The sequence below is a fragment of the Marinobacter profundi genome (assembly GCF_002744715.1).
GTDB classification, from domain to species: domain Bacteria; phylum Pseudomonadota; class Gammaproteobacteria; order Pseudomonadales; family Oleiphilaceae; genus Marinobacter; species Marinobacter profundi.
Map to the genome: position 1 here is coordinate 196,651 of NZ_KZ319373.1, position 23,790 is coordinate 220,440.

A 23,790-nucleotide genomic window follows, 5' to 3' on the forward strand; every position below is an offset into this window, starting at 1 on the left:
TTGCGCGCTCAGTCTTCGGGGACAGACCCAAGGTCAGTCCCCTTTTGCTTTGCCTCCCCTCAGGGGACTGACCTCCGGTCTGTCCCCTTGCTAAAAGCGATGCATACGCTGTAGCAGCCGATATGCTATCTTGAGTTGGTATTTGAAGAGCAGAACCCCGCAGGAGCTTTGGCCATGCAGCTAGATGAGCTGATCACTAAAGTGAGCCGCCTTCCGCCGTCTCGGCAGCAGGAGGTGATTGATTTTGTGACTTTTCTGGAGCAGCGATACGGTACTGTATCCAACCACGATCACGCCGATTGGTTTAGGGCGCAGTTTGAAATAATGAGCGCTGAACAGGCGATGCGTGGCCTGGAGGAAGAGCCGGAGCTCTATTCTGACGACGATTTGAAGGAGCGGTGGTAGTGAAGCAGCCGGGCCAGATTGCTCTCATGCCATTTCCCTACACTAATCTTGCAAACAGTAAGAGGCGGCCGGTTCTGCTGCTTCGAAAATTGAATAACTCCCAAGATGACTGGCTTGTTTGTATGGTTTCATCGCAATTACGTCAGGCCGATCCGGATTTGGATTGGGTATTGCACGAGGGCGATTCTGAATTTCCCGATTCCGGATTGAAATTAGCCAGCGTATTTCGACTGTCCCGGATTGCGGTTTTGGATGGAGCGTTGTTGCTCGGAAGCCTTGGCCATATTCCTGATGAGCGATTACAGGACCTTCGGGGCAGGCTCGGTTCCTGGATTATCGGGGTGGCCACATAACTTCTGGGTTTACTCGATGGGTAGGGGACAGACCCAAGGTCAGTCCCCTATGCATTGCCTCCCTCCGGGGACAGACCCAAGGTCAGTCCCCTATGCATTGCCTCCCTCCGGGGACAGACCCAAGGTCAGTCCCCTTTGCTTTGCCTCCCTCCGGGGACAGACCCTAGGTCGGTCCCCCTTTGCTTGGCCTCGCTTCCGGGGACTGACCTTCGGTCTGTCCCCTCGCCGTTGCTGTCCGCTGCATTGGCTGAGCCATGCCACTTTTGCGGTTACCTGCTATAGTGCCCGGAAGGCGAGTTAATACGGAGTTGAGCGATGTACGCTATCGAATTTGAGGCAGACATTAGAAGCGGAATGGTGAAGATCCCCGCGGAATACGCTCATTTGAAGGATGCCCACGCCCGAATTGTTGTAATGGTGAGGGATGAAGCTCTACCGATGGTTGAGCAGTCGCCTCTGGATTTTAGTGACACAGAAATAGAGGCGTTCAAGGGAAAGGATGCCGTAGCCATACAAAGGGAAATGAGGGATGAGTGGTAGATACCTCCTTGACACCAATGCCATTATTTATGCCTTTAACCGAAAATTAAAGCTTCCTGTCGCCCAGTATGTTGTGTCCGTGATTACAAAAATGGAACTGCTGTCCTGGCCGGCCTTGACTCCAGGTGACGAGCTCAAACTTCGGGAAATTTTACAGAACCTGGCGGTTATCGAGTTGGATCCACCGATACAGGATGCTGCGGTCAAGGTTCGAAAAAAACACGTCACTCAAACTTCCGGACAGCATAATTTCTGCTACAGCAATTTACGGCGGATTTGTATTGGTGACTGATGACGAGAAGCTTGCAAGTCGGCATGTTGGCAGGGCGGTAACGCTGGATCAGTTGATGGCATCGACGCCGGAAAGCTAGAGCGTGCTTGCTAGTAGTTGCTGTGGTTGGGCCTGACTGCGGAAAAGGGGAATGACCTCCAGCCTTTCCTCCTGTTATTGGGGACTGACCTCCGGTCTGTCCCCTTACTCATGCCCCCCCGTCCAGCTGTAACCCCTGAACCACGCAAACTTCTCCCGCTCGCACAAAAACCGGTATGATCCCTGTTCCAATCTTGTTATCAGGGTGCTTGAATTTAGCCGCCTCGGCCCGACAGCACGCTCATTTCCCATTTGTCTTCGGTCAAAGGATTTCTTGGACTACGCTATGAACTCTATTCTTCACTTGATCGGCAGAGAAAAAGAGCTGTTTTCCGTCGATATTGCTTCCCACGATTCCCAATTGTCTGAAATTGTCGGCAATTCACGATTTTTGGTTCTGGGAGGCGCCGGCTCAATAGGGCAGGCGGTTACTAAGGAAATTTTCAAGCGTAATCCTGCCAAGCTCCACGTAGTGGACATCAGCGAAAACAACCTGGTGGAGCTGGTAAGGGACATCCGCAGCAGCTTTGGCTACATTCCCGGGGATTTCCGCACCTTTGCCCTGGACATCGGCTCGGTCGAGTACGATGCCTTTTTCAAGGCGGACGGCCAGTACGATTACATTCTGAACCTGTCCGCGCTCAAGCATGTCCGCAGTGAGAAAGACCCTTTCACGTTGATGCGAATGGTTGACGTCAACGTGTTCAATACTGACAAAACCCTGCAGCAGGCAGTCGATGCCGGGGTGAAGAAGTATTTTTGCGTGTCGACGGACAAGGCTGCCAACCCGGTCAACATGATGGGCGCGTCCAAGCGGATTATGGAAATGTTCCTGATGCGCCGCAGCCTGCAGATTGATATTTCTACCGCCCGCTTCGCCAATGTGGCGTTTTCCGACGGCTCTCTGCTGCACGGCTTCAACCAGCGCCTCGAAAAGCGCCAGCCGATCGTGGCACCAAATGACGTCCGGCGTTACTTTGTCACGCCCAAGGAGTCCGGGGAGTTGTGCCTGATGTCGTGTATTTTTGGCGATAATCGTGACATTTTCTTCCCGAAACTCAGTGAAAACCTGCACCTGATTTCGTTTTCCGACATTGCCATAAAGTATCTTGAGCAGAAGGGCTTCGAGCCGGTACTGTGCAGCGATGAAGACGAAGCCCGCGAGCTGGCCAAAACCCTGCCGCACCAGGGCAAATGGCCTTGCCTGTTTGCCGGCAGCGATACCACCGGTGAAAAGGACTTCGAGGAGTTCTTCACTGACCGGGAAGTGCTCGATATGGCCCGGTTCAACAACCTGGGTATCATCAAGAATGACGCTGTTTTCGATGAGCAGCTGCTGGGCGAGTTTGAATCCCGCATCGCCGGTCTGAAACAGGACCTGGCCTGGAGCAAGGAAGACCTGGTAGAGCTGTTTTATAAAATGATTCCGGATTTCGGGCACAAGGAAACCGGCAAATACCTCGATAGCAAAATGTGAGGATGAGGTGAACGAACAACTGATCAGTTTTATCCGGGATTACTTTGGCACCAGCGATTTCATCCCGCTGCATGCTCCGGTTTTCTCCGGCCGGGAAAAAGACTACGTTGTTGACACCATCGACTCAACGTTCGTGTCCAGCGTGGGTGCCTATGTGGACCGGTTTGAGCAGGACATGGCCAGTTACACCGGTGCTCCCCGTGCGGTCGCGACAGTCAATGGCACGGCGGCGCTTCATATCGCGCTCAGGCTAGCGGGTGTAGAGTCGGGTGACCTGGTGATTACCCAGCCGTTGACCTTTGTGGCGACCTGTAATGCTATCGCCTATTGCGGTGCCGAACCGGTGTTTGTAGACGTGGATCGCCACACGCTGGGCCTGTCACCGCAGGCTCTGGAAACCTGGCTTGAAGACAATGCACAACTTGACGCTGAAGGGGTGTGCCGTGCAAAGGCCGATAACAAGGCTATCCGCGCGTGTGTGCCGATGCACACCTTTGGCCACCCTGCCGATCTGGATGGGCTGGTGGCTGTATGCCAGCGCTGGAACCTTAACCTGGTTGAAGACGCCGCCGAGTCCCTGGGAAGTTTCTACAAGGGCCGGCACACCGGCACCTTCGGGGCCCTGGGAACCCTGAGCTTTAACGGCAACAAGATCATGACAACCGGTGGCGGTGGCATGATTCTGGCCGGTGAGGAGCTGGGCGCCCATGCCAAGCACTTGACGACCACCGCCAAGAAGCCGCACCCCTACGAGTATATTCACGATGAGGTGGGGTATAACTACCGCCTGCCCAATCTGAATGCCGCGCTCGGCTGTGCGCAGCTGGAGCAGCTGGAGTCGTTTATTGAAGCCAAGCGCGCCCTGGCCGCCGGCTACGAAGCGTTTTTCCGGGGCGGAGACATCGAGTTCGTGAAGGAGCCGGCGGAATGCCGCTCCAATTACTGGCTCAATGCTGTGGTTTGTGAGAACAAGGCCCAGCGGGATGCCTTGCTGAAGAGCACCAACGACCAGGGCGTGATGACCAGGCCGATCTGGGCATTGATGAACCACCTGGCCATGTATCAGCAGTGCCGCAAGGGCGATCTGCACAACGCCGAGTGGCTGGAGGCGCGGGTGGTTAATTTGCCGAGTAGTGTCGTGGTCAAGGCGGGCTGATGAACCGGGTCGGAATTTTTGGCGCGTCCGGCATGGCCAGGGAAGCCGGGGATATTGCCTGGGCCCTGGGCCTTGAGCCGGTCTACGTTGCGCGCGATGAGAGCGAAAGGGACACCTGGGGTTATCCCGGCGCCATCATCCTTGAGAGTGAAGTCGAGCGCTACCTTCAACAAGACCCCGAGCTCCGGTTTGTCATTGGCATCGGAGAAAATCGTATTCGCCGTAAAGTGGCCGAGCGCTTTGCCGATCGGGTGCGGTTCACCAACCTGGTACACCCCAGTGCCACGTTCGGGCGGGATCAGAAAAGCCGGCTGGATCAATGCCAGGGCGTGATTGTGGCGGCGGGCGCTCGCTTTACCAGCGGGATAACCGTGGGTGACTTCAGCATTTTTAACCAGAACGTTACGGTCGCTCATGACTGCATCATCGATGAGTATGTCCATGTTGCTCCCGGTGCCAATATTTCAGGCAACGTTCACCTGAAAGCCGGGTGCTGGGTTGGCGCCGGAGCAGTCATCAACCAGGGCGACAATCATCGTAAACTCACCGTGCATGAAGGTGCACTGGTTGGTTCCGGTGCCGTGGTGATCCGGGACTGTGAACCAGATGGCGTTTACGCGGGTGTACCGGCAAAGAGGATTAAATGAAGACACTTATCATTGCTGAAGCCGGAGTCAATCACAACGGTGATATGGCGCTGGCAAAAGAGCTTATCGCGGTGGCTGCGGATGCCGGAGCGGACCTCGTCAAGTTTCAGACGTTCACTGCCAGCAAGATTACGTCTCGCAGTGCACCCAAGGCAGAGTATCAGAAGGGCACGACGGACCCGGAAGAGTCCCAGCAGGAGATGATACGTAAGCTCGAACTGACCAGGGAGAACCATCTTGAGCTGATCGCCGAGTGCAAGAAAAGGGGCATCGGCTTTTTCTCAACGGCATTCGACAATGACAGCTTTGATCTGCTGGAAGAGCTGGGTTGCTGCGATCTGGTCAAGGTGCCGTCCGGCGAACTGACCAACCTGCCCTATCTGCGTTACGTTTCTCGCCTGGGCACGCCATTGTTGCTCTCAACCGGAATGGCGAATCTGGGGGATATCGAAGCCGCCATTGATGCGGTTGAACAGGCGGGCACGCCAAGAAGCCAGATCACTGTGTTGCATTGCACCACGGAATATCCAACGCCGATGGACGACGTCAACCTCATGGCAATGGTTAACATTGGCAAGGCACTGGGGGTGACAGTGGGTTACTCGGACCACACGCCGGGTATTGAGGTGCCCATCGCCGCCGTTGCGCTGGGTGCTACCGTGATCGAAAAGCACTTTACCCTGGATCGCAGCCTGCCCGGGCCGGATCACCGGGCAAGCCTGGAGCCGGCCGAATTGAAGGCGATGGTTGCGGGCATCCGCAATATCGAGCGGGCACTGGGGGATGGCATCAAGCGGCCAAGCCCCAGCGAGCTGAAGAACAAGCCCATTGCCCGCAAATCCCTGGTGGCCGCCTGCGACATCAAAGCCGGCGAGGCCTTCAGCCCTGAAAATCTGACGGCGAAGCGCCCGGGCACCGGCGTATCCCCGATGTTGTGGGACGAGGTGATGGGCAGACGGGCTCCCCGGGACTTTTGTGCCGACGAGTTGATTGAGCTATGAGTCGCAAAGTCTGTGTTGTCACCGGTACCCGGGCCGAGTTTGGCCTGCTGCGCTGGCTGATGCAGGAGATTGCCAACACACCGGCGCTGGAATTGCAGGTGGTGGCCACGGGCATGCACCTTTCGCCGGAATTCGGCTCCACCTATCGGGAGATTGAGGAGGCCGGATTCGTCATCGATGCCCGGGTGGAGATGCTGTTGAGTGCCGACACCAATACCGCCGTAACCAAGTCCATGGGGCTGGGTGTCATTGGCTTTGCCGATGCCTATGAGCGGCTACAACCGGATATTGTGGTGGTTCTCGGGGACCGTTTCGAAATCTTTGCGGCCACCTCGGCTGCCTTGATTGCGGGCCTGCCGGTGGCTCACCTCCATGGTGGAGAAACCACAGAAGGCGCGTTCGACGAGGCCATTCGCCACTCCATCACCAAAATGTCACATCTGCATTTCGTGGCGGCCGATGAATATCGGCGCCGGGTGATCCAGTTGGGCGAGCAGCCCGAGCGGGTCTTTAACGTGGGTGGCATGGGTATTGATGCGATTAAGCGCATCAAGTTGCTGAGCCGTGAGGAGTTGGAGCAATCACTCGATTTCACACTGGGTGCCAGGAATCTGTTGATTACCTTCCACCCGGTAACTCTGGAAGGCGGCGCAAGTTCGTCCGCTCAGATGGATGAGTTGTTGGCTGCCCTTGAAGCGCTTGAGGATACCCACCTGATTTTCACCATGCCCAATGCTGATACCGGTGGCCGCGAATTGAGCGCCATGGTGCAGGCCTTCGTGGATAGCCATCCGAACGCCCGGGTGTTCACTTCGCTGGGGCAGTTACGGTATTTTTCCTGCCTGGCCCAGGTGGACGCAGTGGTGGGCAACTCCTCCAGTGGTTTGGCGGAGGCACCTTCTTTCGGAATCGGCACCATCAATATTGGCGACCGGCAAAAGGGGCGCCTTCAGGCCCGGAGTGTGATCGATTGTGAGCCCACGAGGCAGGCGATCAGCAAGGCACTCAAACACCTTTATTCTCCGCAATTCCAGCAAACCCTGGCGTCTGTCGAAAACCCCTACGGCACTGGCGGTGCCAGTGAAGCGATCACCAAAGTACTGGCCGAATACCCGCTGGACCGAATTCTGAAGAAATCCTTTTATAACCTTCCTGCCGCGGAAGCTTTCTAGTTGAACTCCCTTTAAAGAAGGAGCAAGCGATGAAGTCATGGCGTAATGCCCTTGTGAAAGGCAACGTTACCCTCGAGGGCGCCATTGAGGTGCTGGACAAAGCGGCCCTGCGCATTGCTCTGGTTGTGGATGACGAGGGGCGGTTACAGGGCACCTTGACCGATGGTGATGTGCGGCGGGCGTTGCTGAAGCATATGTCCCTGGCAACAGCGGTCAGCGAAGTCATGAATACCAATCCGCGCACGGCGGAGCAAAGCTGGACCGAAAGCCGCATTCTGGCGGTCATGGAACAGTATGAGTTACTGCAGATGCCGGTGGTGGACAGCCAGGGCCGGCTGGTTGGCCTGGAGAACCTTCACGACCTGCTGAACAAGCACCGCCACGATAACCCGGTTTTCCTGATGGCGGGAGGGTTCGGTACCCGCTTGCGCCCGCTGACCAACAATTGCCCCAAACCCATGCTGAAAGTGGGTGATAAGCCGATTCTGGAGCAGATCCTGCTCAATTTCGTCGAGGCGGGTTTTCACCGCTTTTATATCTCCACCCACTACATGCCGGAAGTTATCCGTGAGTATTTCGGCAACGGTGATAAGTGGGGGGTGACCATCCAGTATGTCCACGAGGAGGAGCCACTGGGCACCGGCGGCGCGCTGGGTTTATTGCCGCATGATGAAATTAACGAACCGATGTTCATGATGAACGGGGACCTGTTGACGTCACTGAACCTGCACAGCTTCCTGGAGTTCCACGAATCTCACGGCAGTCTCGCCACCATGTGCGTACGTGAATACGAGCATCAGGTGCCCTACGGAGTCATCACCAGCGAAGGCACCCGGATCCGCTCCATGGTTGAAAAACCGGTGCAGCGGTTTTTCATCAACGCGGGTATCTACCTGCTCGCACCGGAACTGGTGAAAAGCGTGATACCCGGTACCCGGATCGATATGCCAACCTTGCTCGAACAGCAGATCGAGAACGACAAGCCGGTTAATATGTTCCCCATCCACGAATATTGGCTCGATATCGGGCGTATGGATGACTTCCATAAAGCGCAAACCAGAGTGCGGGGCCTGCTCAATGACTGAGCTCGGCGACATCCTTGTCGTAATTCCGGCCCGGGGCGGCAGTAAACGGTTACCGCGCAAGAATGTACTGCCGCTGGCCGGGAAGCCCCTCATCTGCTGGACCATAGAAGCTGCGCTGGAAGCGGGCCTGGAAGCCCGCATCATGGTCAGCAGCGACGATGAGGAAATTCTCGCCCTCGCACGTCAGTATGAGTCCAGAGGCGTGATCGCCCACAGACGACCCGATGAGTTGGCAACGGATACCGCCACCACCACCGACACACTGATCGACGCAATCTCCGCTGAACAGCGAGCAGGGCGGCAGCCCAAAACCCTGATATTGCTCCAGCCCACCTCGCCCCTCAGAAACGCCGCGGATGTCAAGGCCGCGCTGCAGACATACCGTGAAGGCGGGTGTGCAGATACCGTAGTAACCGTTTGCGAAGTGGACCACCCCAGCGCCTGGGTTGGCGTTATCGGAGACAGCGCCAGATTCAAAGGCATTGATGTGACTGGCAAGCGGTCCCAGGATTACCAGAAAGAGTATCGTCTGAACGGCGCCGTATACGTTGCTCCGACAAGTGTATTGCAGGAGAAAGGCACCCTGTTCACAGAGGAGTTGCGAGCTTCGGTGATGCCACGGTCCAGATCATTCGACATAGACGAAGAACTGGATTTCAAAATATGCGAGATCCTGAAAGGCGAGGTGCATTCCGGGGACTGACCGCATCTCTCAGGGGACTGACCTTGGGTCTGTCCCCAATAACACCCAATCCCTCATCGGGGACAGACCTAAGGTCAGTCCCCTGTGCTTTGCCCCCGGCCTACCAAGCACCCTATCTGTTCGCAAAGCAACCATTTCACAATTTTTTACGCAGCAGTGACAGTCACTTAGGCCAATCTCACCGTTTGTCACTTGTCTGTAACCCGATCTCGCGTAGAATCCCGTCACAAATTTGCAAAACTCTACAATTATTGGTGGAAAGGCGGGGACAGACTGGGGACAGACCCAAGGTCAGTCCCCACCGGCCTGGCAACTATGGGGGCTGACCTCGGGTCTGTCCCCGATAGCGCCACCCAAAACCATAAAAATTCCTGACAGGGACTCAGTCGGGGCCTCAACGCTCCCGCCTTGGCTTTGCCTTTCAGACACAGACGATTGATATGACCTCAAAACACTGGACCCTGGTCGGTGGGGCGGTAGCGTGCCTGAAGCCGGTTATTCTGGCGGGGTTGGCCGGAGTTTTCCTGTCAGGCCTTGCTCATGCAACCCAGCGCGATCTGGCATTTCCCGGTTACAGCGGCTTTCTTAACGTGCCGTCCGCGACAGTCCTTTCCCGTGGCCAGGCGGATGTCCAGTATTCGGATCAGGCCCTTAATACCCGGGATAGTAGTGACGGATATGGGTACTACAACAATGTCAGCGGTACCTTCGGTATCTTCCCGAATGTTGAAGTAGGTGGGCGGCTGACCTGGGAAAAGACGCACTGCAACGGCTATACAGAGTCTGATTGCGGTATCCGGGATCTTTCCGCCAACCTCAAAATCCAGGCCCCCTTCATTCCCGAGGACTGGTTTACCCTCGCAGCTGGTGTCCAGGATCTGGGTGGCGAGACGGACGACTTTGAGTCGGTCTACTTAGTGGCTGGCAAAACTTTAGGTCCCGTAGAGCTGGCGCTCGGTTATGGCGACCCGAAAACACAACCCCGCTATCTGGATGGCGCATTTGGTGCCGTATCCTATCGCCCACTGCCTTGGCTCAACCTGATGGCGGAGCACGACAGCCAGGACGTGCGCCTGGGTGTTGGCGCATCATCGCCCCAAGGTTGGCTGCCGTACGGGCTGCAAGTAAAGGCCAAGTTATTGGCCTACGACGAGGGTGATTCGGACAACGGTCGCAATTTCTTCTTAGTGGGCGTGTCCTTGCCCTTTGGCAACGCACCTTCCAAGCAACGCCTGCAGCCCAAGCCTGTTGAATCCGCAGCGTTATCAGCCCCGGTGGAAAGCTCCTTTGCAGCACGAACTCCTGCAAACGTCGTAGACCTCGGCAAAGCCGCCGCTCATACCCTCGGCCAACAACTCGTCACCGCCGGCTACGACCGCGTTTCTGTAGCCAGTGAAGGCAACACCCTCCACGTCCAGTGGGAAAACAACATTTACGTTCGCGATGAGCGGGACGCCATTGTCGATGTGGCGAAGCGAGTCCGCGCCGCCGCTGGCACTCACGCCACCGCCAGGCTCACCCTGCTGAACCAGAACATCCCGGTCGCCGAACGCACGGTGATTCTTAGGGACGACCGTGCCAATGCCGAAGACGCAGTTGAGACTGGGTCAGATGGGAGCGAGGTAAAAGCACGCGATGCAATTGAGAGCGATACAAATAAGAGCGGCGCAATTGAGGCCCGTTTATCTGCGGGCGGTATAAATCACGGTGAGGCAGAAGAGCGCCGAGAAGTCAGTAAACTCTACGCCATCGCCTCCCAATTCGCCCCGGCCACCGTGTTCAGCAAGCCCCGCCAATGGGACTTTGAAGGCAGCTACGGGCCAACCTGGAAGCCACGCATTACCCTGAGCCCCACCATCAGCTCCGGTGTCGCCACCGAATACGGTGTGTGGGATGCCTCCGTGGGCGTCAGTGCGGAAACTGCCGTTTCCCTGTGGACCGGCGCCCTGGCTTCCGCCACTTACAACGCGGAAATCTACGCCACGGAAGACTTCGAGAAGGGCGGGGTGTTCTACAACGAACGCCAGCGCACCGACCTGATCGAGGCGGAAGTGCAGCAAACCGTCAAGCTGCACCCCCAGCTCTACACCAGCTTCCATGCTGGTCGCTACGCGGTGGACTGGGATGGCCTGCTGAACGAGACGTTGTTGCTGACCCCTAATGGCCGTCATAGCCTGGGTTACCTGGGCGGCACCTTCCGCCACAGCGACTACGACAACGTCGAGCGCGACCAGATGCTGGCCCGCTACAGTTATTACAACCCGCAGCTGGACACCCAGTTTGACGTCTACGGCGGCCAGTTCTTCGCCGAAGACACCGGTTTCCGGGTCGACAGCCGCTTCTGGTTCGGCGATTACGCCCTCACGCTGTCCTACAAGAACACCGACGCGGAATTCATCAGCCTGGGCTGGGTCATCCCGCTCACGCCAACGAAAACCAAACAATTCCGCTACACCCAGATCCGCGGCAACGCCGACTGGAACTACAGCGTGCAGACCCGCATTAACGAAGACCAGAACCTCACCGCCTTCGGAGGTGCCGCCATCGTCCGGTCCGCCAACCCGATTCAGTACCTGTACCTGAACCGCGGGCGGTTGCCAAACTAGGGGACTGACCTCAGGTCTGTCCCCGATCAGGCCAAACCCCAAAGGGGACAGACCCAAGGTCAGTCCCCAGGCCGGACCAAAGGGGACTGACCTCAGGTCTGTCCCCGCTCTACCCCAAGGCCAAGATTTCATTGCGTTTTAACATGCAGTACCTATAGTGAAAACCACAACCGGCCCTAACCGGCCACCAGCGTCAGGGCGCCGCAGCATCCGGGTGGCGCAGCCAATACCAACAAGCAAAATCAAAAACGTGCAAAAAGCTCATTCAGGAGATTAGAGGCTAACCATGACCCAGACGAATAACGGATCCTTCAAGCGCAAACTGATCGCTACCGCCATTCTGGCCCCGATGATGGCCATCGTCGGTTGCTCCGATAACGACGGCAGCACCACTCCGCCGCCGGTTGTTGAAACACCTACCGGAACCACCGAAGGCTTCGCCTACGACGGCTACCTGGTTGGTGCTACGGTTTGCGTGGATGAGAACCTGAACAAGCAGTGTGATACCGGTGAGCCGACGGCAACCACGGTTGAAGGTGGCAAGTTCAATCTGGAAGGCCTGACCGACGCCCAGCTGCTGACCCCGCTGGTACTGCAAGCCAACGCAAACACCATTGACCTGGACACCGGTCTCCCGGCCGATCCCAACCTGAAGTTCCTGGCGCCTGCCGGTAGTCAGGCCATCAGCGGCTTCAGCACCGTGATCCAGATGAAAGTCGAAAGCGCCCTGGCGACCGGCTCCACAGCGACTCTGGCCGAACTGAAAGCTGCGGCATCCGCAGAGCTGGCTACCGAGCTCGGTGTTGACGGCCTCGACCTGACCACCTTTGATCCGATTGCGGCCAAAGACAGCGCAGCGACCAGCCAGGAACAAAGAACAGCTGCGAAGCTCCACCTGATCAACCAGGTGCTGTCTGAGCAAATCGCTACCCTGGTACCGGCCGCCGAAGCCAACGCCAACGGTGACACCACCGCCGCGTTCGGTGCCCTCGTCAACAATCTGGACGTGGTAGACGTCAAGGAAGCAGTTGATACCGACACCAACGGTCTGGCCCTTAACGAACTGAAGACGGCCACTACCGACTCCGTAGTTACAGCCTCTGTGCCGGTCGCACCGACCACCGCCGAAATCGAAGCCCAGGCTGCGGAAGATGCCGTCGCCCAGGAAGAAATCCAGCAAGCGGTAGAAACTGAAGAGCCGACAGAACCCACCGGCGCCACCGGCGCAACAGGTGGTACCGGCACTGCCTGATCGGCATGTCGCCTGACAAGGGCTGGCATTGCCAGCCCTTGTTGTTATCCTACCCCCCCAAGAAAATCCCGTATCATTCCCTGGATCGCCCCATGGCGATGCAACTTTGAAGTAAGCACGGAAACCAGAACCGGATGAAAGCTCTATTCTCTTTGCTCGTTATCCTCAGCCTGTCCGGCTGCGCAGTTATTCCCGGCGCGCATATTCCCTTTAATCAGGAAGAAGATGACAGCATTGACCTGGAGAAAATGGTCGATATCTACGCCATTACCCCCAAGCTTCTCCGGGAGCGGATGGCCAAACCGGAAACCACACCGGTGTTCAACCACCAGCTGGAAATGGAAATCCAGGATTACGACTACACGGTAAACCGGGGCGATATCCTCAACATCACCGTATGGGACCACCCGGAACTCACCATCCCCGCAGGCTCAGACCGCAGCCCGTCTGAAGCGGGTAACTGGGTACATAGTGATGGCACCATCTTTTACCCCTACGTGGGCGAAGTAAAAGTCGCCGGCCTGAAAGTCACCGAAATCCGCGACATCCTGCGTAAAGAACTCGCCAAGTACATCGCCACACCCCAGGTAGACGTCACCGTCGCCTCGTTCCGCTCCAAGCGGGTGTACCTCACCGGCGAACTGAAACAACCCGGCACCCAGCCCATCACCAACGTACCGCTCACCCTGCTGGAAGCGGTCAGTAATGCTGGCGGCCTGACCGAAGCGGCGGACTGGACCAACGTCACTCTTACCCGCAACGGCGAAACCAAGCGCTACTCCCTGCGGGACTTGTACCGCCAGGGCGACACCCGGGAAAACCTCCTGCTGCGCCCCAACGACATCATCCACGTAGCCCGTAACGACGCCGCCAAAATCTTTGTACTCGGGGAAGTAGGCAAACCCACCAGCCTCAACATTGGCCGCTCCGACATCACCCTGGCCGAAGCCCTCGCCGATGCCGGCGGTTTCGTCCAGGCTACCGCCGATGCCAGCGGCGTGTTCGTGGTCCGCAAGGCGCCAGACGATACCGGCAAGATCGCCGAAGTGTTCCAGCTGCACGCCCGCAACGCCACCGCGCTGGTGCTGGCCGACCAATTCGTCCTGCAACCGCGGGATATCGTCTACGTAACCGCCGCGCCCATCGCCCGCTGGAACCGTTTGATCACGCAGATTCTGCCAACGGTTCAGATGGTGTACTTCGGCTCCGTCACCGAACGTGAACTGACCGACTAACCAATCCCGATGTTCAACAACATCCTCATCGTATGCGTGGGCAACATTTGCCGCAGCCCCATCGCCGAATTCCTGCTGAGAGCGCGCCTGCCTGAACACAGCGGCAAACAGGTACACTCCGCAGGAATCGGTGCGCTGGTAGATAAACCGGCAGACGCTACCGCGCAGGAGCTGCTGCAAGAGCAGGGCATAGACGCCAGCGCCCACCGGGCCCGGCAAGTCACGCAAGAGATGCTGGCCAGGGCAGACCTGATACTGGCCATGGAAGAAGGCCACCTGAAACGCCTGCACGAAATCGCCCCGCAAATCCGCGGCCGCGCATTCCTACTGGGCAAATGGCAGAATGACCAGCCGGTACCAGACCCCTACCGGCAACAGCGCCCGGCCTTCGAACACGCCTATAAACTGATAGACCAAGCCACCGCAAGCTGGCTCAAATACCTGGGTAACTGAATTACATGACCGATACCACCGCATCCAGTCCGACCGGCAATCTTTCTACCAACCCAGGCTATAACAGCGCCCCGCAAGACGACGAAATCGACCTGCTCGCGCTGATCGGCACCCTGTGGGACGGCAAATGGCTGATTGCCGCCGTCACCGTGGTACTCACCGCCATCGGGGTGTTCTATGCCCTGATCCAGCCGCCGGTATACCGCGCCAATGCCCTGATCCAGGTAGAAGAAAAGCAGGGCGGCCTGCCGGGCATGGAAGACCTCAGCGGCTTGCTGGAGTCCACTTCAAAAGCGGTTACGGAAATCGAACTGATCAAAAGCCGTCGGGTACTGGGCCAGGTGGTAGACAACCTGAACCTGGACATCATTACCACCCCGGATTACTTCCCGGTCATTGGCGCCACCATCGCCCGCCGCTTCAGCGGAGCGCCTGGTGAACTGGCAGAGCCTCTATGGGGTGAAGGGGGGCGTGATGGCTACGCCTGGGGAGGCGAAAAGCTCACTATCACCCGCATGAACGTACCCGGTGGCTCTGGCAACTACATCCTCGAAACCGGCGAGAACGGCGTCTGGACACTGCTCAACGGAAATGAAGAACCGATACTGCAAGGCCAAACTAACACCCCGGCCGAAGCAAACGGCTTTGGCGTAATGGTAACGGAACTGGTCGCCCGCCCCGGTACCCGCTTCAACGTCACCAAGCGCAGCCACTACGCCGCCACCATGGATCTACAAAGGGCCGTGTCCGCGTCAGAAAAAGGCAAAAGCTCCGGCATCATCGAGCTGGCCTACGAGCACACCAACCCAGATGTGGCCGAAAACGTACTGGCAGAAGTCGGCCAGAACTACGTGCGCCAGAACGTCGAGCGCGCCAGCGCCGAAGCCGCTAAATCCCTGGAATTCCTGCGCAGCTCCCTGCCGGACGTAAAGCGTGATCTCGAAGTGGCCGAGCAGAAATTCAACCAGTACCAAGTGGAAGAAGAAACCATCGATATCACGGCCGAAGGTTCCGCCGTGCTGGAGCAGATCGTCAACCTGGAAACCCGTATCTCCGAACTGGAATTCCAGCGTGCCGAAATCGAACAACGGTTCCAGCCCACACACCCCCGTTACCGAGCCTGGGCATCGCAAATGGCGGAACTCAAAGCCCGCCGCGCTGAGCTGGACGATCGATTGGGCCGCTTGCCTGCCACCCAGCAAGAACTGGTACGCCTGCGCCGTGATGTAGAAGTGGGCAACAAAATCTATCTGCAAATGCTGTCCAACGTGCAGCAACTGGACATTGCTAGGGCAGGCACTGTAGGTAACGTAAGGGTCGTCGACGAAGCCGTGGTTAACACCACTTCCCCGGTAAAACCGAAGCGCGGAATGATCGCCGCCGCAGCCTTGCTGTTGGGCGGCATGATCGGCACCGCCATTGTGTTGGTGCGGGCTATGCTGAACCGAGGCATAGAAAACCCGGACGACATCGAAAAACTCGGCCTGCCGGTCTACGCCACCGTACCGCTGTCAGATACCCAGGCGGACATGGCTAAAAAGAAACGGAACCGCCAGGAACCCACCTCCGGCCTACTGGCCGTCGTCAACCCGGCAGATCTGGCGGTAGAAAGCCTGCGCAGCCTGCGCACCAGCCTGCACTTCGGAATGATGGACGCGCGCAACAACATCCTCATGATTTCCGGCCCTAGTCCCGGCGTGGGCAAAACCTTTGTGTCCGTCAACCTGGCCGCCGTCATGGCCATGGCCAACCAACGGGTACTTCTGGTAGATGCGGACCTGCGCCGTGGCTTCTCCCACGATGTATTCAACGTAAGCAACCACATCGGCCTTTCCGACCTGCTGGCCGGCAAAGCCACCTTGGACGACTCTTTGCGACATTCCAGTGTTGAAGGCCTGGACTTCATCAGCCGCGGCACCGTACCGCCCAACCCCTCTGAACTGCTGATGAGCAAGCGCTTTGACGAGCTCCTCAAGCAGGCTAGCGCCAGCTATGACTTGGTCATCGTAGACACCCCGCCAATCCTGGCGGTGACGGACCCAGCCATCGTAGGCAAGCACGCCGGGACCACAATGCTGGTAGCCCGCTTCGGAGCCAACTCTGCCAAAGAACTGGAACTTACCAAGCGCCGCTTTGAGCAAAATGGCATAGAGGTTAAGGGTGTAATCTTCAATGCCGTAAAGAAGAAAGCCTCCAACTATGGCTATGGTTACTACAATTACGACTATCAATCTTAATGATAGAGATATTCCATAGGTTTTAAGGTAAGGCTTGGTTTTTTAATCACTCATATGGTGAGGCTTTGTTAATCTTGATGCGTGCACACTAATATGGCTGGAGTGTCGAGCTTAGAATCTAATAATCTAGGATGAGTCGATTGTTGAGCCGAAAAATCTTGATGTGCTCGTTAAAAGGCTGATCAGAGATTAATTAAAAGCTGATATAGAACATTAAGTGGTATTTTATTTTGAGCAGTAAAGTTTTAATCAAAAATGCCGCGTGGTCTGCAGCAAACCACCTGCTAGCGCGCGGGAGTTTGGTGGTTGTGTCAATGATTCTTGCGCGAAACTTAGATTCTTCAGGGTTCGCAGCTTATAGTCTTTTTCAACTAACAATATCAATGATTGCTGCATACGCAGCACTTGGGTTCGGCGTAACTGCGTCTCGATTTTTCTCGGAATTCCAAGGGGCTACAAATGTAAAACGCTATCCTGTTGGTGCGCTTTGGGTGCTTTCTATAATAGGAGGGGTTGTAGCCTTAGTAGTTACCTTGATTTTACCGGCCGGGCTCATTGAGGAGGATTTGGATATTCCTCGCTGGCTTCTCGCGGTTGGGGTATTCTCGACATCTTTAGGTATCGTACCGGCCGGAGCTGTTTTAGGTCTTGAACAATACAGGAAGGCGTTTTCAGTGGCGTGTGTCACTGCAAGTTTTCTGTTCTTTGGTTCATATGCAGCAGTTAAATTCCAGTCTCCTGTGTCAGCGATGTGGGTGCTGGTTATCTCGAATGCAATAAATGCAGTAGGAAACTTTCTGGTTACTTTACATATCGTTGGGATAGGAGGGTTGCTTAGCTCCGCGAGGTTAAGTAAAGACAGCGTTGGAGCTATTTTAAAGTTTGCAGGGCCGATGGTAGGTGTTTCCCTACTTTCTGCGTCCGGATCCTGGTTAGTGGGTCGGATTATACTTTCTGGGCCTTCTGGTCCAGAGAATTTCGCGCTGTACGCTATCGGTATTCAGTGGATGGCGCTGGCTCTTTTCTTGCCAGGAATGGTGTCTAGAGTTCTACTGCCTCGTCTGGTAAAAATGCAAAATGAATTGCACGGAACTGATTCGGAATCACGAAAACTTGTTAGCTCTGGTGCGATGTTGGCTCTGATATTTGCGATACTTTTAGCCATCATCGGCGTTGTGCTGTCTCCCTTATTAATTGCTCTCTACGGCACCAATCTCGCCATAAATCAATGGTTGCTTGCTGCATTCTTAGTGGCGGCAATCCCGTCCGCTCCCGCAAATACCGTTGGTAATGCAATTGTTGCACGAGATGGACAGAGAGCTTGGTTTACCATAACATTTTTATGGTTTTTCACTTTGATTGCGCTCACTTTATTATTTTCAGATTTAGGGGTTTGGGCGGGAGCTGTTTCACATGGTGTGGCCTCCTTAATTCTCATCTTTCTATCTGTTTGTTTTGCGAGGAAAAGAACGTTACTGTGATGAATACGCTTCGTCTCAACTTGGTCAATGTCCTATTTTCTTTACTTCCTCCGACCAAGCTTTTCTCTGTTAAGGCTCGGCTCTTGCGTTGGGCTGGAGCGAAAGTAGGAAATAATGTAAGAATTGTATCTAGTGCAAAGTTTTATATGAGTGGAGAGTTGGAGATTGGTAGTGGGACATGGATAGGCCATGAAGTATTAATAATTGGTGGCGATGCAAAAGTTATCATAGGCGAAGATGTTGATATTGCTCCTAGAGTAACTATCGTTACTGGTACTCATGAGCTTTGGAAGATGAATGGAAAAGCTGCGGGTCGCGGTTATTCGTTACCTGTTAGTATTGAGAGTGGCGTATGGTTAGGAGCTGGATCAATCGTCTTGGGTGGGGTCGCTATTGGTTCCTCCAGTATAATTGCAGCAGCTTCAGTTGTAACTAAAGATATTCCATCTTGCTGTTTGTTTGGTGGTAATCCAGCGAGGTTTATTCGCCAAAAATAAATCTTGTTTTGAATTATGGAATGTTATTTTCTATACTTCACAAGATTTGGGTCTAGCTTTTTGCTTCAGTCTTCTGGGCTGATCTTTTAGTCTCAATAAGTCTAACATTTTGGGTTTTAATCATTGATATCCCTTTCCAGTTCTCGATGCTCTCCCGGAGAGATTATAGGGCTATTTCTAGTCCTTGCTCTCAGAATCAGTTCCACCCCAACCGCAAACCTAAGCTTCTTCCTTTTAGCCGCTTACGCTACTACCGGTCGAGCCCAAGCAATTCGAGCGTTAGGAATGTCCTGGCTTCTCACAATGATCAGCCCCGGAATAGCACCACCTGCGCCCCTCGGAAGCGTGGGCCGCTACGCCGTTTTTATGGGGGCGTTTGTGGCGGTCTTTGTCCGTAGCGGAATTCTGACGGGGCAGCCACGAGGTTCAAAAATTGTGTTGTCCACGGTTGGGCTTGGAGTATTTTTTGTAATCCATTCGCTGTTTATCAGCCCCATGCCGGATGTTTCCATTCTGAAAGCAGTATCTTGGTTAATGGTTACCGCAACGCTTTTCTCTGCTTGGACTGGCTTGGCTCACGAGGAACGAGAGATGCTTTTCCGGCAACTTTACTTTGGGCTGGTGGTCATTATGGTCGTGAGTGTGCCGTTGACTGTGCTACCTCTTGGATACTTGCGTAACGGTAGTGGCTTTCAGGGCATTCTTAACCATCCGCAAGCTTTTGGCCCAGCCATGGCGATACTTGGCGCTATCTCGGCCAGCAAGCTGTTCGCGGAGAAGAGGCCGTCCTGGCAATACCTGGGTGTATTTGGCGTTTCCCTGTTGTTTATTATGGCAAGCGAAGCCCGCACTGCGGGGTTGGCACTGATCATTGGGCTCTGTCTGGCTATTGCGTCTGTGCCGGTGCTTTCGGGCCGGCGTGTAGTAGCCGTTCTGCCTGGGCTGCGTAGCCGGCGTGTCTGGGGTATCGCAGGTGTCGTCTTATGTTTAGGCGTCATGTTCGCGCCGCAAATTGGGGACAAAGTTGGCCATTATATTTCAAAATCTGGGCGGGCAGGTTCGGTTGAGAGTATTGCGGAGGCTTATGACAAGTCACGTGGCGGTTTGATTGACAGGCTGGTCGCCAACATTAAAGAAAATCCGCTGACGGGTATAGGTTTTGGTATTGGCTCTGAGCTTGAATTGATGGTTGTTGAACGTGATCCTGTTCTCGGGCTACCGGTCAGTGCAGCTGTTGAAAAGGGCGTTTTGCCAATAGTGATTGTTGAAGAGTTGGGTATTCCAGGAGCGTTATTGGTGTTCGCCTGGTTGGTTTCAGTATTGCGCAAAGCAGCTCTTTCCGGTGTAACTGGTGTGGCGCTTGTTGGCACAGCCCTTTTGATCAATATGGGCGAGAGTACCTTTTTTTCACCCGGCGGCTTGGGGATGTTGATTCTTATTGGGGTTAGCTGGGCTGGTTCTGGCCGAAGGCTTGCCGACGTTAGGCATTAATAGGTGATTTAACTGCAATGGATATCTGGTTTTGGCAGTTGATAATAAGCCCCCACATGGCGAACCTTGCAAAATCTTTGTCTGAACTTGGCCATGGAGTGACCTTCGTTGCCGAGCGAGAGATGTCGGCAGATCGGGCTGGCCAAGGGTGGACAGTACCGGATGTTGGTGGCTCGAAGATTGTTTTGGCGACTGATCAGGAAACTGCGGTTTCGTTGGTCAAGGCCGCCCCGCCGGAAGCGGTACATATTTGCCAAGGAGTGAGAGCAAACGGTGTAGTCGGTCCTGCCCAACAAGCACTCAAGGACTTGGGTAGACGACAGTTCGTCAACTTGGAAACGGTTGACGATACCGGCTGGCAAGGCTTTATCAAAAGAGCTGTCTATGAGCGCCTGTTCCAAAAGCTGTCACCTCATCTTTCAGGGGTGCTGGCCAATGGCAAGAATACGCGGGACTGGCTGATTGACCGTGGCGTGCCGGCGGAAAAGGTTTTTCCCTTTGCGTACTTTTTACCTGAAACCGCACCGAAGCCTTCCATTACCCAACGGGAAAGGTCCGATCGTTATCGGGTACTTTTTGTTGGACAGTTTATTGAGCGAAAGCGACTGGATTTGTTAATCACCGCAATGTCTCGTATAGACTCTGAAAACGTGGAGTTGGCGGTTGTAGGTTCAGGTCCTCTTGAGGGGCAGTTAAGACAGTTGGCCGAAGACACCCTGCCAGAGCGAGTGGAATGGATTGGTAGTTTGCCGATGGATGACGTGCGGGTCCAGATGGCTGCGGCGGACTGTTTGGTGCTGCCCAGTCGCCACGATGGTTGGGGTGCGGTTGTTTCTGAGGCACTGATGAGTGGTACGCCCGCCATTTGTAGTGACGCCTGCGGTTCGGCGGTTGTAGCCGAGGCTAGTGGGTATGGTGGGGTATTTAAGTCTGGCAGTATTGATGACTTGGTCGATCTTTTAAATGCAAAGATTCGTGAAGGTCGGCTAAGTGAGCAGCAGACTCTGGAACTTGCGGAGTGGGCTCGTTGCGTTGGTGGGAAAAAGGGAGCTCGGTACCTTACGGACATTATTAGGTCTACTGATGGGGTGACGGAACTACCTCAACCCCCTTGGATGCACCATAGCCTTTCGGATTGCAGACATTAGGAGTTTTTGTCTTTAGCCTGTGAGATTGAAGGCTAGTGATAGCTCCCTTTAAACCCCTTCCAGGCGCTGGTTGGGCTTTCTGGATAACCCTTCAAACTGATTAAAGATCAAAAGGTGGTATGAGACTAATTCATACGATGCCCGACATCGGGGCCGAGGCAGCAGGGCCGAGTTACTCTGTCGTTCGCCTATGCAAGGCGCTGAACACATTGAAGCAAGAAACTACTCTGGCTCTGATAGGAAATGCTGATAATACCCCCTTTATTGAGTCTTTCTCGCGCGGTTTTGGCCCACAACGTCTGGGCTGTTCTCCATCAATGCGCCGCTGGTTGAATCAAGAGATCACATCTTGTTCCGTTGATATTGTTCATAATCATAGTCTTTGGATGATGCCGAATGTATATCCCGGGTGGGAGACCAAAGGGACTCCGATTCCATATGTTGTCTCACCACGGGGGACTTTATCGCAATGGGCGATGCGTAGTGGCTCCAGTATCAAGAAAATTTTCTGGCCGCTAATCCAGAAACCTTCGATAAAACACGCTGCCTGTTTTCATGCCACAGCCTATTCTGAATATGAGGACATTCGGCGCATGGGTTTTAGCCAACCCGTTACGCTTATCCCTAACGGTATTGATTTGCCGGGCTTCCCTGAGAGCTTTAAAGCGCGAGCGGATAGTGAGAGAACCTTGCTGTTCTTAGGTCGACTACATCCGGTTAAGGGTATTGATCATCTATTGGGAGCCTGGAGAGACCTTCAAAATGTTTTCCCTGAGTGGAGGTTGAGGATCGTGGGCCCCGAAGGTGATGGGGAATACCTACGGCATCTTAAATCAATATCCGCTCAATTTGGTCTTAAGAGGGTAGCCTTTGATGCGCCGCTGTACGGCGATAGTAAATTCGAGGCATACCGGGCTGCAGAGTTGTATGTTTTACCCACACATTCGGAAAACTTCGGTATGACCGTAGCTGAATCTCTTGCTAGCGGAACTCCTGCAGTGGTGAGCCAAGGAGCCCCTTGGCAGGGTTTGGAGCTAAAGGATGCGGGGTGGTGGCCGGAGATCGGCGAGAAGTCTTTGGCGGCAGCACTGAGGAATGCAATGGCGTTACCTCCCGATCGACTTCGTTCGATGGGTCAAAATGGCCGGGCTTGGATGGAAGAAGAGTTCGCTTGGAGTGGAGTTGCCAAGAACATGCTAGACACTTATCAATGGCTTTTGTGTCGTGGTGATAAGCCCGACCACGTAATCATTGATTAAACTCGGAAGTTACAGGTCAAGGTTTCAAGTATGGCATTAGTCAATTCCACCTGGGAGCCGGGAACTGCTCCTGTGTCAGTGGTTATGATATCTCTGAATGAGGCGCACAATATGGAAGCTGTGCTTGAGAATCTCAAAGGGTGGGCTCAAGAGGTTTTTTTGGTTGATAGCTGCAGTACAGATGCCACTGTGGATATTGCTTTGAGATATGGTGTTCATGTTGTGCAGCGGCCTTTTCGCGGGTTTGGCGATCAATGGAATTTCGCGTTGAGGGAGCTTCCCATCTGTGCGCCATGGACGATGAAGCTGGATCCCGACGAAAGGTTGAGCGACAGCCTCAAGCAAGAAATAATCGAAAAGGTTGAAAAAGCAGCTGATAGAAGCTTTACGGTTCCAATTCGCCTTTATTTTATGGGAAAGAGGCTTTCGAGCGTTCTCAGGTTGTTGAGACTCTGGAAAACAGGAACGGTGCAATTTAGTGACGTTCAAGCGAATGAACATGCAATCAGCGAAGATCCTCCAGGTATATTAGTTGGAGAGGTCAAGCATATGGATAGCCCAAGTTTGGATCACTGGGTAGTTAAGCAGAATCGTTACACAACAGCTGAAGCAATCAGCCAATCTCAGAACAAGCCACTTGCAGTGCCTCCGAAGTTATTTGGTAATGCTCTTGAGCGACGGATGTGGCTCAAACGTAACTTCTGGAAAGTGCCTGGGCGTTATTTGATTTTATTTGGCTACCACTTCTTCGTGCTGGGCGCTTGGAAAGCAGGCAAGGTAGGCTGGATATGGTCTCATCTGCGTACTGAGGTATACCGACAGTGGGAGTATAAGCGGTTTGAAATTGAACAAACTGGTCGGCTACCAACCAGTATTCCCTCCAATCCCGGCGAGCCGGATTCTCGGGTACGTTATTACGAGTAATGCCTCTTTAACCTCGCTTCCCTCTTAATTTGTACAAATTGGATTTGGTTTATGTTTAACGGGCAAACGCTTCTCATTACCGGCGGCACCGGCTCCTTCGGTAACGCCGTTCTCAACCGCTTCCTGGATACCGATATCGAAGAAATCCGTATCTTCAGCCGGGATGAGAAAAAACAGGATGACATGCGCAAGCGCTACGCCAATCCCAAGCTTAAGTTCTACATTGGCGATGTACGGGATTACAGCAGCATTCTGAATGCTACCCGGGGCGTGGACTTTATCTTCCACGCTGCGGCCT

At 54.7% G+C, this 23,790-nt stretch carries 23 protein-coding genes; all 23 read left to right on the forward strand.

Annotated elements, in window-relative coordinates:
• Positions 1-174 precede the first annotated feature (174 nt).
• Positions 175-405 carry a DUF2281 domain-containing protein gene (locus CLH61_RS14085; protein ID WP_099615389.1) on the forward strand — a complete coding sequence of 77 codons (231 nt, stop codon included), beginning with the start codon at positions 175-177 and terminating at the stop codon, positions 403-405.
• Positions 405-758: a type II toxin-antitoxin system PemK/MazF family toxin gene (locus CLH61_RS14090; RefSeq protein ID WP_099615390.1), complete on the forward strand. Its 354-nt coding sequence runs from the start codon at positions 405-407 to the stop codon at positions 756-758. The genes CLH61_RS14085 and CLH61_RS14090 overlap by 1 nt, the downstream gene beginning before the upstream one ends.
• 315 nt (positions 759-1,073) lie before the next feature.
• Positions 1,074-1,298 (forward strand): hypothetical protein, encoded by a 225-nt coding sequence (locus tag CLH61_RS14095; RefSeq protein WP_099615391.1) that lies wholly within the window; start codon positions 1,074-1,076, stop codon positions 1,296-1,298.
• The gene (locus tag CLH61_RS14100; RefSeq protein ID WP_228152647.1) at positions 1,288-1,590 is read left to right on the forward strand and encodes a PIN domain-containing protein; all 303 of its coding nucleotides are present in this window, start codon (positions 1,288-1,290) and stop codon (positions 1,588-1,590) included. Before CLH61_RS14095 ends, CLH61_RS14100 begins: the two co-directional genes overlap by 11 nt.
• Before the next feature lie 364 nt (positions 1,591-1,954).
• Positions 1,955-3,145 carry a UDP-N-acetylglucosamine 4,6-dehydratase gene (locus CLH61_RS14105; protein ID WP_099615392.1) on the forward strand — a complete coding sequence of 397 codons (1,191 nt, stop codon included), beginning with the start codon at positions 1,955-1,957 and terminating at the stop codon, positions 3,143-3,145.
• A gap of 7 nt (positions 3,146-3,152) precedes the next feature.
• Complete coding sequence (locus CLH61_RS14110) at positions 3,153-4,301, forward strand: LegC family aminotransferase (protein ID WP_099615393.1); 1,149 nt, start codon at positions 3,153-3,155, stop codon at positions 4,299-4,301.
• A complete protein-coding gene (locus CLH61_RS14115) occupies positions 4,301-4,948 on the forward strand; it encodes a NeuD/PglB/VioB family sugar acetyltransferase (RefSeq protein WP_099615394.1) in 648 nt (215 codons plus the stop codon). Before CLH61_RS14110 ends, CLH61_RS14115 begins: the two co-directional genes overlap by 1 nt.
• Positions 4,945-5,949: an N-acetylneuraminate synthase gene (gene neuB, locus CLH61_RS14120; RefSeq protein WP_099615395.1), complete on the forward strand. Its 1,005-nt coding sequence runs from the start codon at positions 4,945-4,947 to the stop codon at positions 5,947-5,949. Before CLH61_RS14115 ends, neuB begins: the two co-directional genes overlap by 4 nt.
• Entirely contained in the window at positions 5,946-7,121 is a 1,176-nt protein-coding gene (gene neuC / locus CLH61_RS14125) for a UDP-N-acetylglucosamine 2-epimerase (protein WP_099615396.1), read from the forward strand. Before neuB ends, neuC begins: the two co-directional genes overlap by 4 nt.
• 29 nt (positions 7,122-7,150) lie before the next feature.
• Positions 7,151-8,206, forward strand: coding sequence for a nucleotidyltransferase family protein (locus CLH61_RS14130; protein WP_099615397.1), 1,056 nt, complete (start codon positions 7,151-7,153; stop codon positions 8,204-8,206).
• Positions 8,199-8,909, forward strand: a complete 711-nt coding sequence (locus CLH61_RS14135) for an acylneuraminate cytidylyltransferase family protein (RefSeq protein ID WP_099615398.1) — start codon at positions 8,199-8,201, stop codon at positions 8,907-8,909. The genes CLH61_RS14130 and CLH61_RS14135 overlap by 8 nt, the downstream gene beginning before the upstream one ends.
• Before the next feature lie 440 nt (positions 8,910-9,349).
• A complete protein-coding gene (locus tag CLH61_RS14140) occupies positions 9,350-11,515 on the forward strand; it encodes a YjbH domain-containing protein (protein ID WP_099615399.1) in 2,166 nt (721 codons plus the stop codon).
• Between the two features lie 286 nt (positions 11,516-11,801).
• Positions 11,802-12,767, forward strand: coding sequence for a hypothetical protein (locus tag CLH61_RS14145; RefSeq protein WP_099615400.1), 966 nt, complete (start codon positions 11,802-11,804; stop codon positions 12,765-12,767).
• Positions 12,768-12,901: 134 nt separating this feature from the next.
• On the forward strand, positions 12,902-14,002 hold the full coding sequence (locus CLH61_RS14150; protein ID WP_099615401.1) for a polysaccharide export protein: 1,101 nt from the start codon (positions 12,902-12,904) through the stop codon (positions 14,000-14,002).
• Between the two features lie 9 nt (positions 14,003-14,011).
• The gene (locus CLH61_RS14155) at positions 14,012-14,455 is read left to right on the forward strand and encodes a low molecular weight protein-tyrosine-phosphatase (protein ID WP_099615402.1); all 444 of its coding nucleotides are present in this window, start codon (positions 14,012-14,014) and stop codon (positions 14,453-14,455) included.
• A 5-nt stretch (positions 14,456-14,460) separates the two neighbouring features.
• Positions 14,461-16,692: a polysaccharide biosynthesis tyrosine autokinase gene (locus CLH61_RS14160; RefSeq protein ID WP_099615403.1), complete on the forward strand. Its 2,232-nt coding sequence runs from the start codon at positions 14,461-14,463 to the stop codon at positions 16,690-16,692.
• Positions 16,693-16,922: 230 nt separating this feature from the next.
• Positions 16,923-18,173, forward strand: a complete 1,251-nt coding sequence (locus tag CLH61_RS14165) for an oligosaccharide flippase family protein (RefSeq protein ID WP_170003745.1) — start codon at positions 16,923-16,925, stop codon at positions 18,171-18,173.
• A complete protein-coding gene (locus tag CLH61_RS14170; protein ID WP_170003748.1) occupies positions 18,173-18,670 on the forward strand; it encodes an acyltransferase in 498 nt (165 codons plus the stop codon). Before CLH61_RS14165 ends, CLH61_RS14170 begins: the two co-directional genes overlap by 1 nt.
• A 345-nt stretch (positions 18,671-19,015) precedes the next feature.
• Positions 19,016-20,161 carry a hypothetical protein gene (locus CLH61_RS14175; protein ID WP_099615406.1) on the forward strand — a complete coding sequence of 382 codons (1,146 nt, stop codon included), beginning with the start codon at positions 19,016-19,018 and terminating at the stop codon, positions 20,159-20,161.
• 17 nt (positions 20,162-20,178) lie between these two features.
• Positions 20,179-21,309, forward strand: a complete 1,131-nt coding sequence (locus tag CLH61_RS14180; protein ID WP_099615407.1) for a glycosyltransferase family 4 protein — start codon at positions 20,179-20,181, stop codon at positions 21,307-21,309.
• 137 nt (positions 21,310-21,446) lie between these two features.
• Positions 21,447-22,568 carry a glycosyltransferase gene (locus tag CLH61_RS14185; protein ID WP_211289125.1) on the forward strand — a complete coding sequence of 374 codons (1,122 nt, stop codon included), beginning with the start codon at positions 21,447-21,449 and terminating at the stop codon, positions 22,566-22,568.
• 30 nt (positions 22,569-22,598) lie between these two features.
• Positions 22,599-23,492 (forward strand): glycosyltransferase family 2 protein, encoded by an 894-nt coding sequence (locus CLH61_RS14190; protein ID WP_099615409.1) that lies wholly within the window; start codon positions 22,599-22,601, stop codon positions 23,490-23,492.
• A 51-nt stretch (positions 23,493-23,543) separates the two neighbouring features.
• Positions 23,544-23,790 (forward strand): polysaccharide biosynthesis protein (locus CLH61_RS14195; protein ID WP_143752157.1); only part of this gene is annotated, 247 nt, incomplete at its 3' end.

Excerpts from the sequence above, each read along its gene's own strand:
- CLH61_RS14145 (WP_099615400.1), top strand. The coding sequence starts at position 11,802 with ATGACCCAGACGAATAACGGATCCTTCAAGCGCAAACTGATCGCTACC.
- CLH61_RS14105 (WP_099615392.1), top strand. The coding sequence starts at position 1,955 with ATGAACTCTATTCTTCACTTGATCGGCAGAGAAAAAGAGCTGTTTTCC.
- neuB (WP_099615395.1), top strand. The coding sequence starts at position 4,945 with ATGAAGACACTTATCATTGCTGAAGCCGGAGTCAATCACAACGGTGAT.
- CLH61_RS14185 (WP_211289125.1), top strand. The coding sequence starts at position 21,447 with ATGCCCGACATCGGGGCCGAGGCAGCAGGGCCGAGTTACTCTGTCGTT.
- CLH61_RS14160 (WP_099615403.1), top strand. The coding sequence starts at position 14,461 with ATGACCGATACCACCGCATCCAGTCCGACCGGCAATCTTTCTACCAAC.
- CLH61_RS14115 (WP_099615394.1), top strand. The coding sequence starts at position 4,301 with ATGAACCGGGTCGGAATTTTTGGCGCGTCCGGCATGGCCAGGGAAGCC.
- CLH61_RS14180 (WP_099615407.1), top strand. The coding sequence starts at position 20,179 with ATGGATATCTGGTTTTGGCAGTTGATAATAAGCCCCCACATGGCGAAC.
- CLH61_RS14095 (WP_099615391.1), top strand. The coding sequence starts at position 1,074 with ATGTACGCTATCGAATTTGAGGCAGACATTAGAAGCGGAATGGTGAAG.
- CLH61_RS14140 (WP_099615399.1), top strand. The coding sequence starts at position 9,350 with ATGACCTCAAAACACTGGACCCTGGTCGGTGGGGCGGTAGCGTGCCTG.
- CLH61_RS14085 (WP_099615389.1), top strand. The coding sequence starts at position 175 with ATGCAGCTAGATGAGCTGATCACTAAAGTGAGCCGCCTTCCGCCGTCT.
- CLH61_RS14150 (WP_099615401.1), top strand. The coding sequence starts at position 12,902 with ATGAAAGCTCTATTCTCTTTGCTCGTTATCCTCAGCCTGTCCGGCTGC.
- CLH61_RS14130 (WP_099615397.1), top strand. The coding sequence starts at position 7,151 with ATGAAGTCATGGCGTAATGCCCTTGTGAAAGGCAACGTTACCCTCGAG.
- CLH61_RS14190 (WP_099615409.1), top strand. The coding sequence starts at position 22,599 with ATGGCATTAGTCAATTCCACCTGGGAGCCGGGAACTGCTCCTGTGTCA.
- neuC (WP_099615396.1), top strand. The coding sequence starts at position 5,946 with ATGAGTCGCAAAGTCTGTGTTGTCACCGGTACCCGGGCCGAGTTTGGC.
- CLH61_RS14170 (WP_170003748.1), top strand. The coding sequence starts at position 18,173 with ATGAATACGCTTCGTCTCAACTTGGTCAATGTCCTATTTTCTTTACTT.
- CLH61_RS14155 (WP_099615402.1), top strand. The coding sequence starts at position 14,012 with ATGTTCAACAACATCCTCATCGTATGCGTGGGCAACATTTGCCGCAGC.
- CLH61_RS14135 (WP_099615398.1), top strand. The coding sequence starts at position 8,199 with ATGACTGAGCTCGGCGACATCCTTGTCGTAATTCCGGCCCGGGGCGGC.
- CLH61_RS14100 (WP_228152647.1), top strand. The coding sequence starts at position 1,288 with ATGAGTGGTAGATACCTCCTTGACACCAATGCCATTATTTATGCCTTT.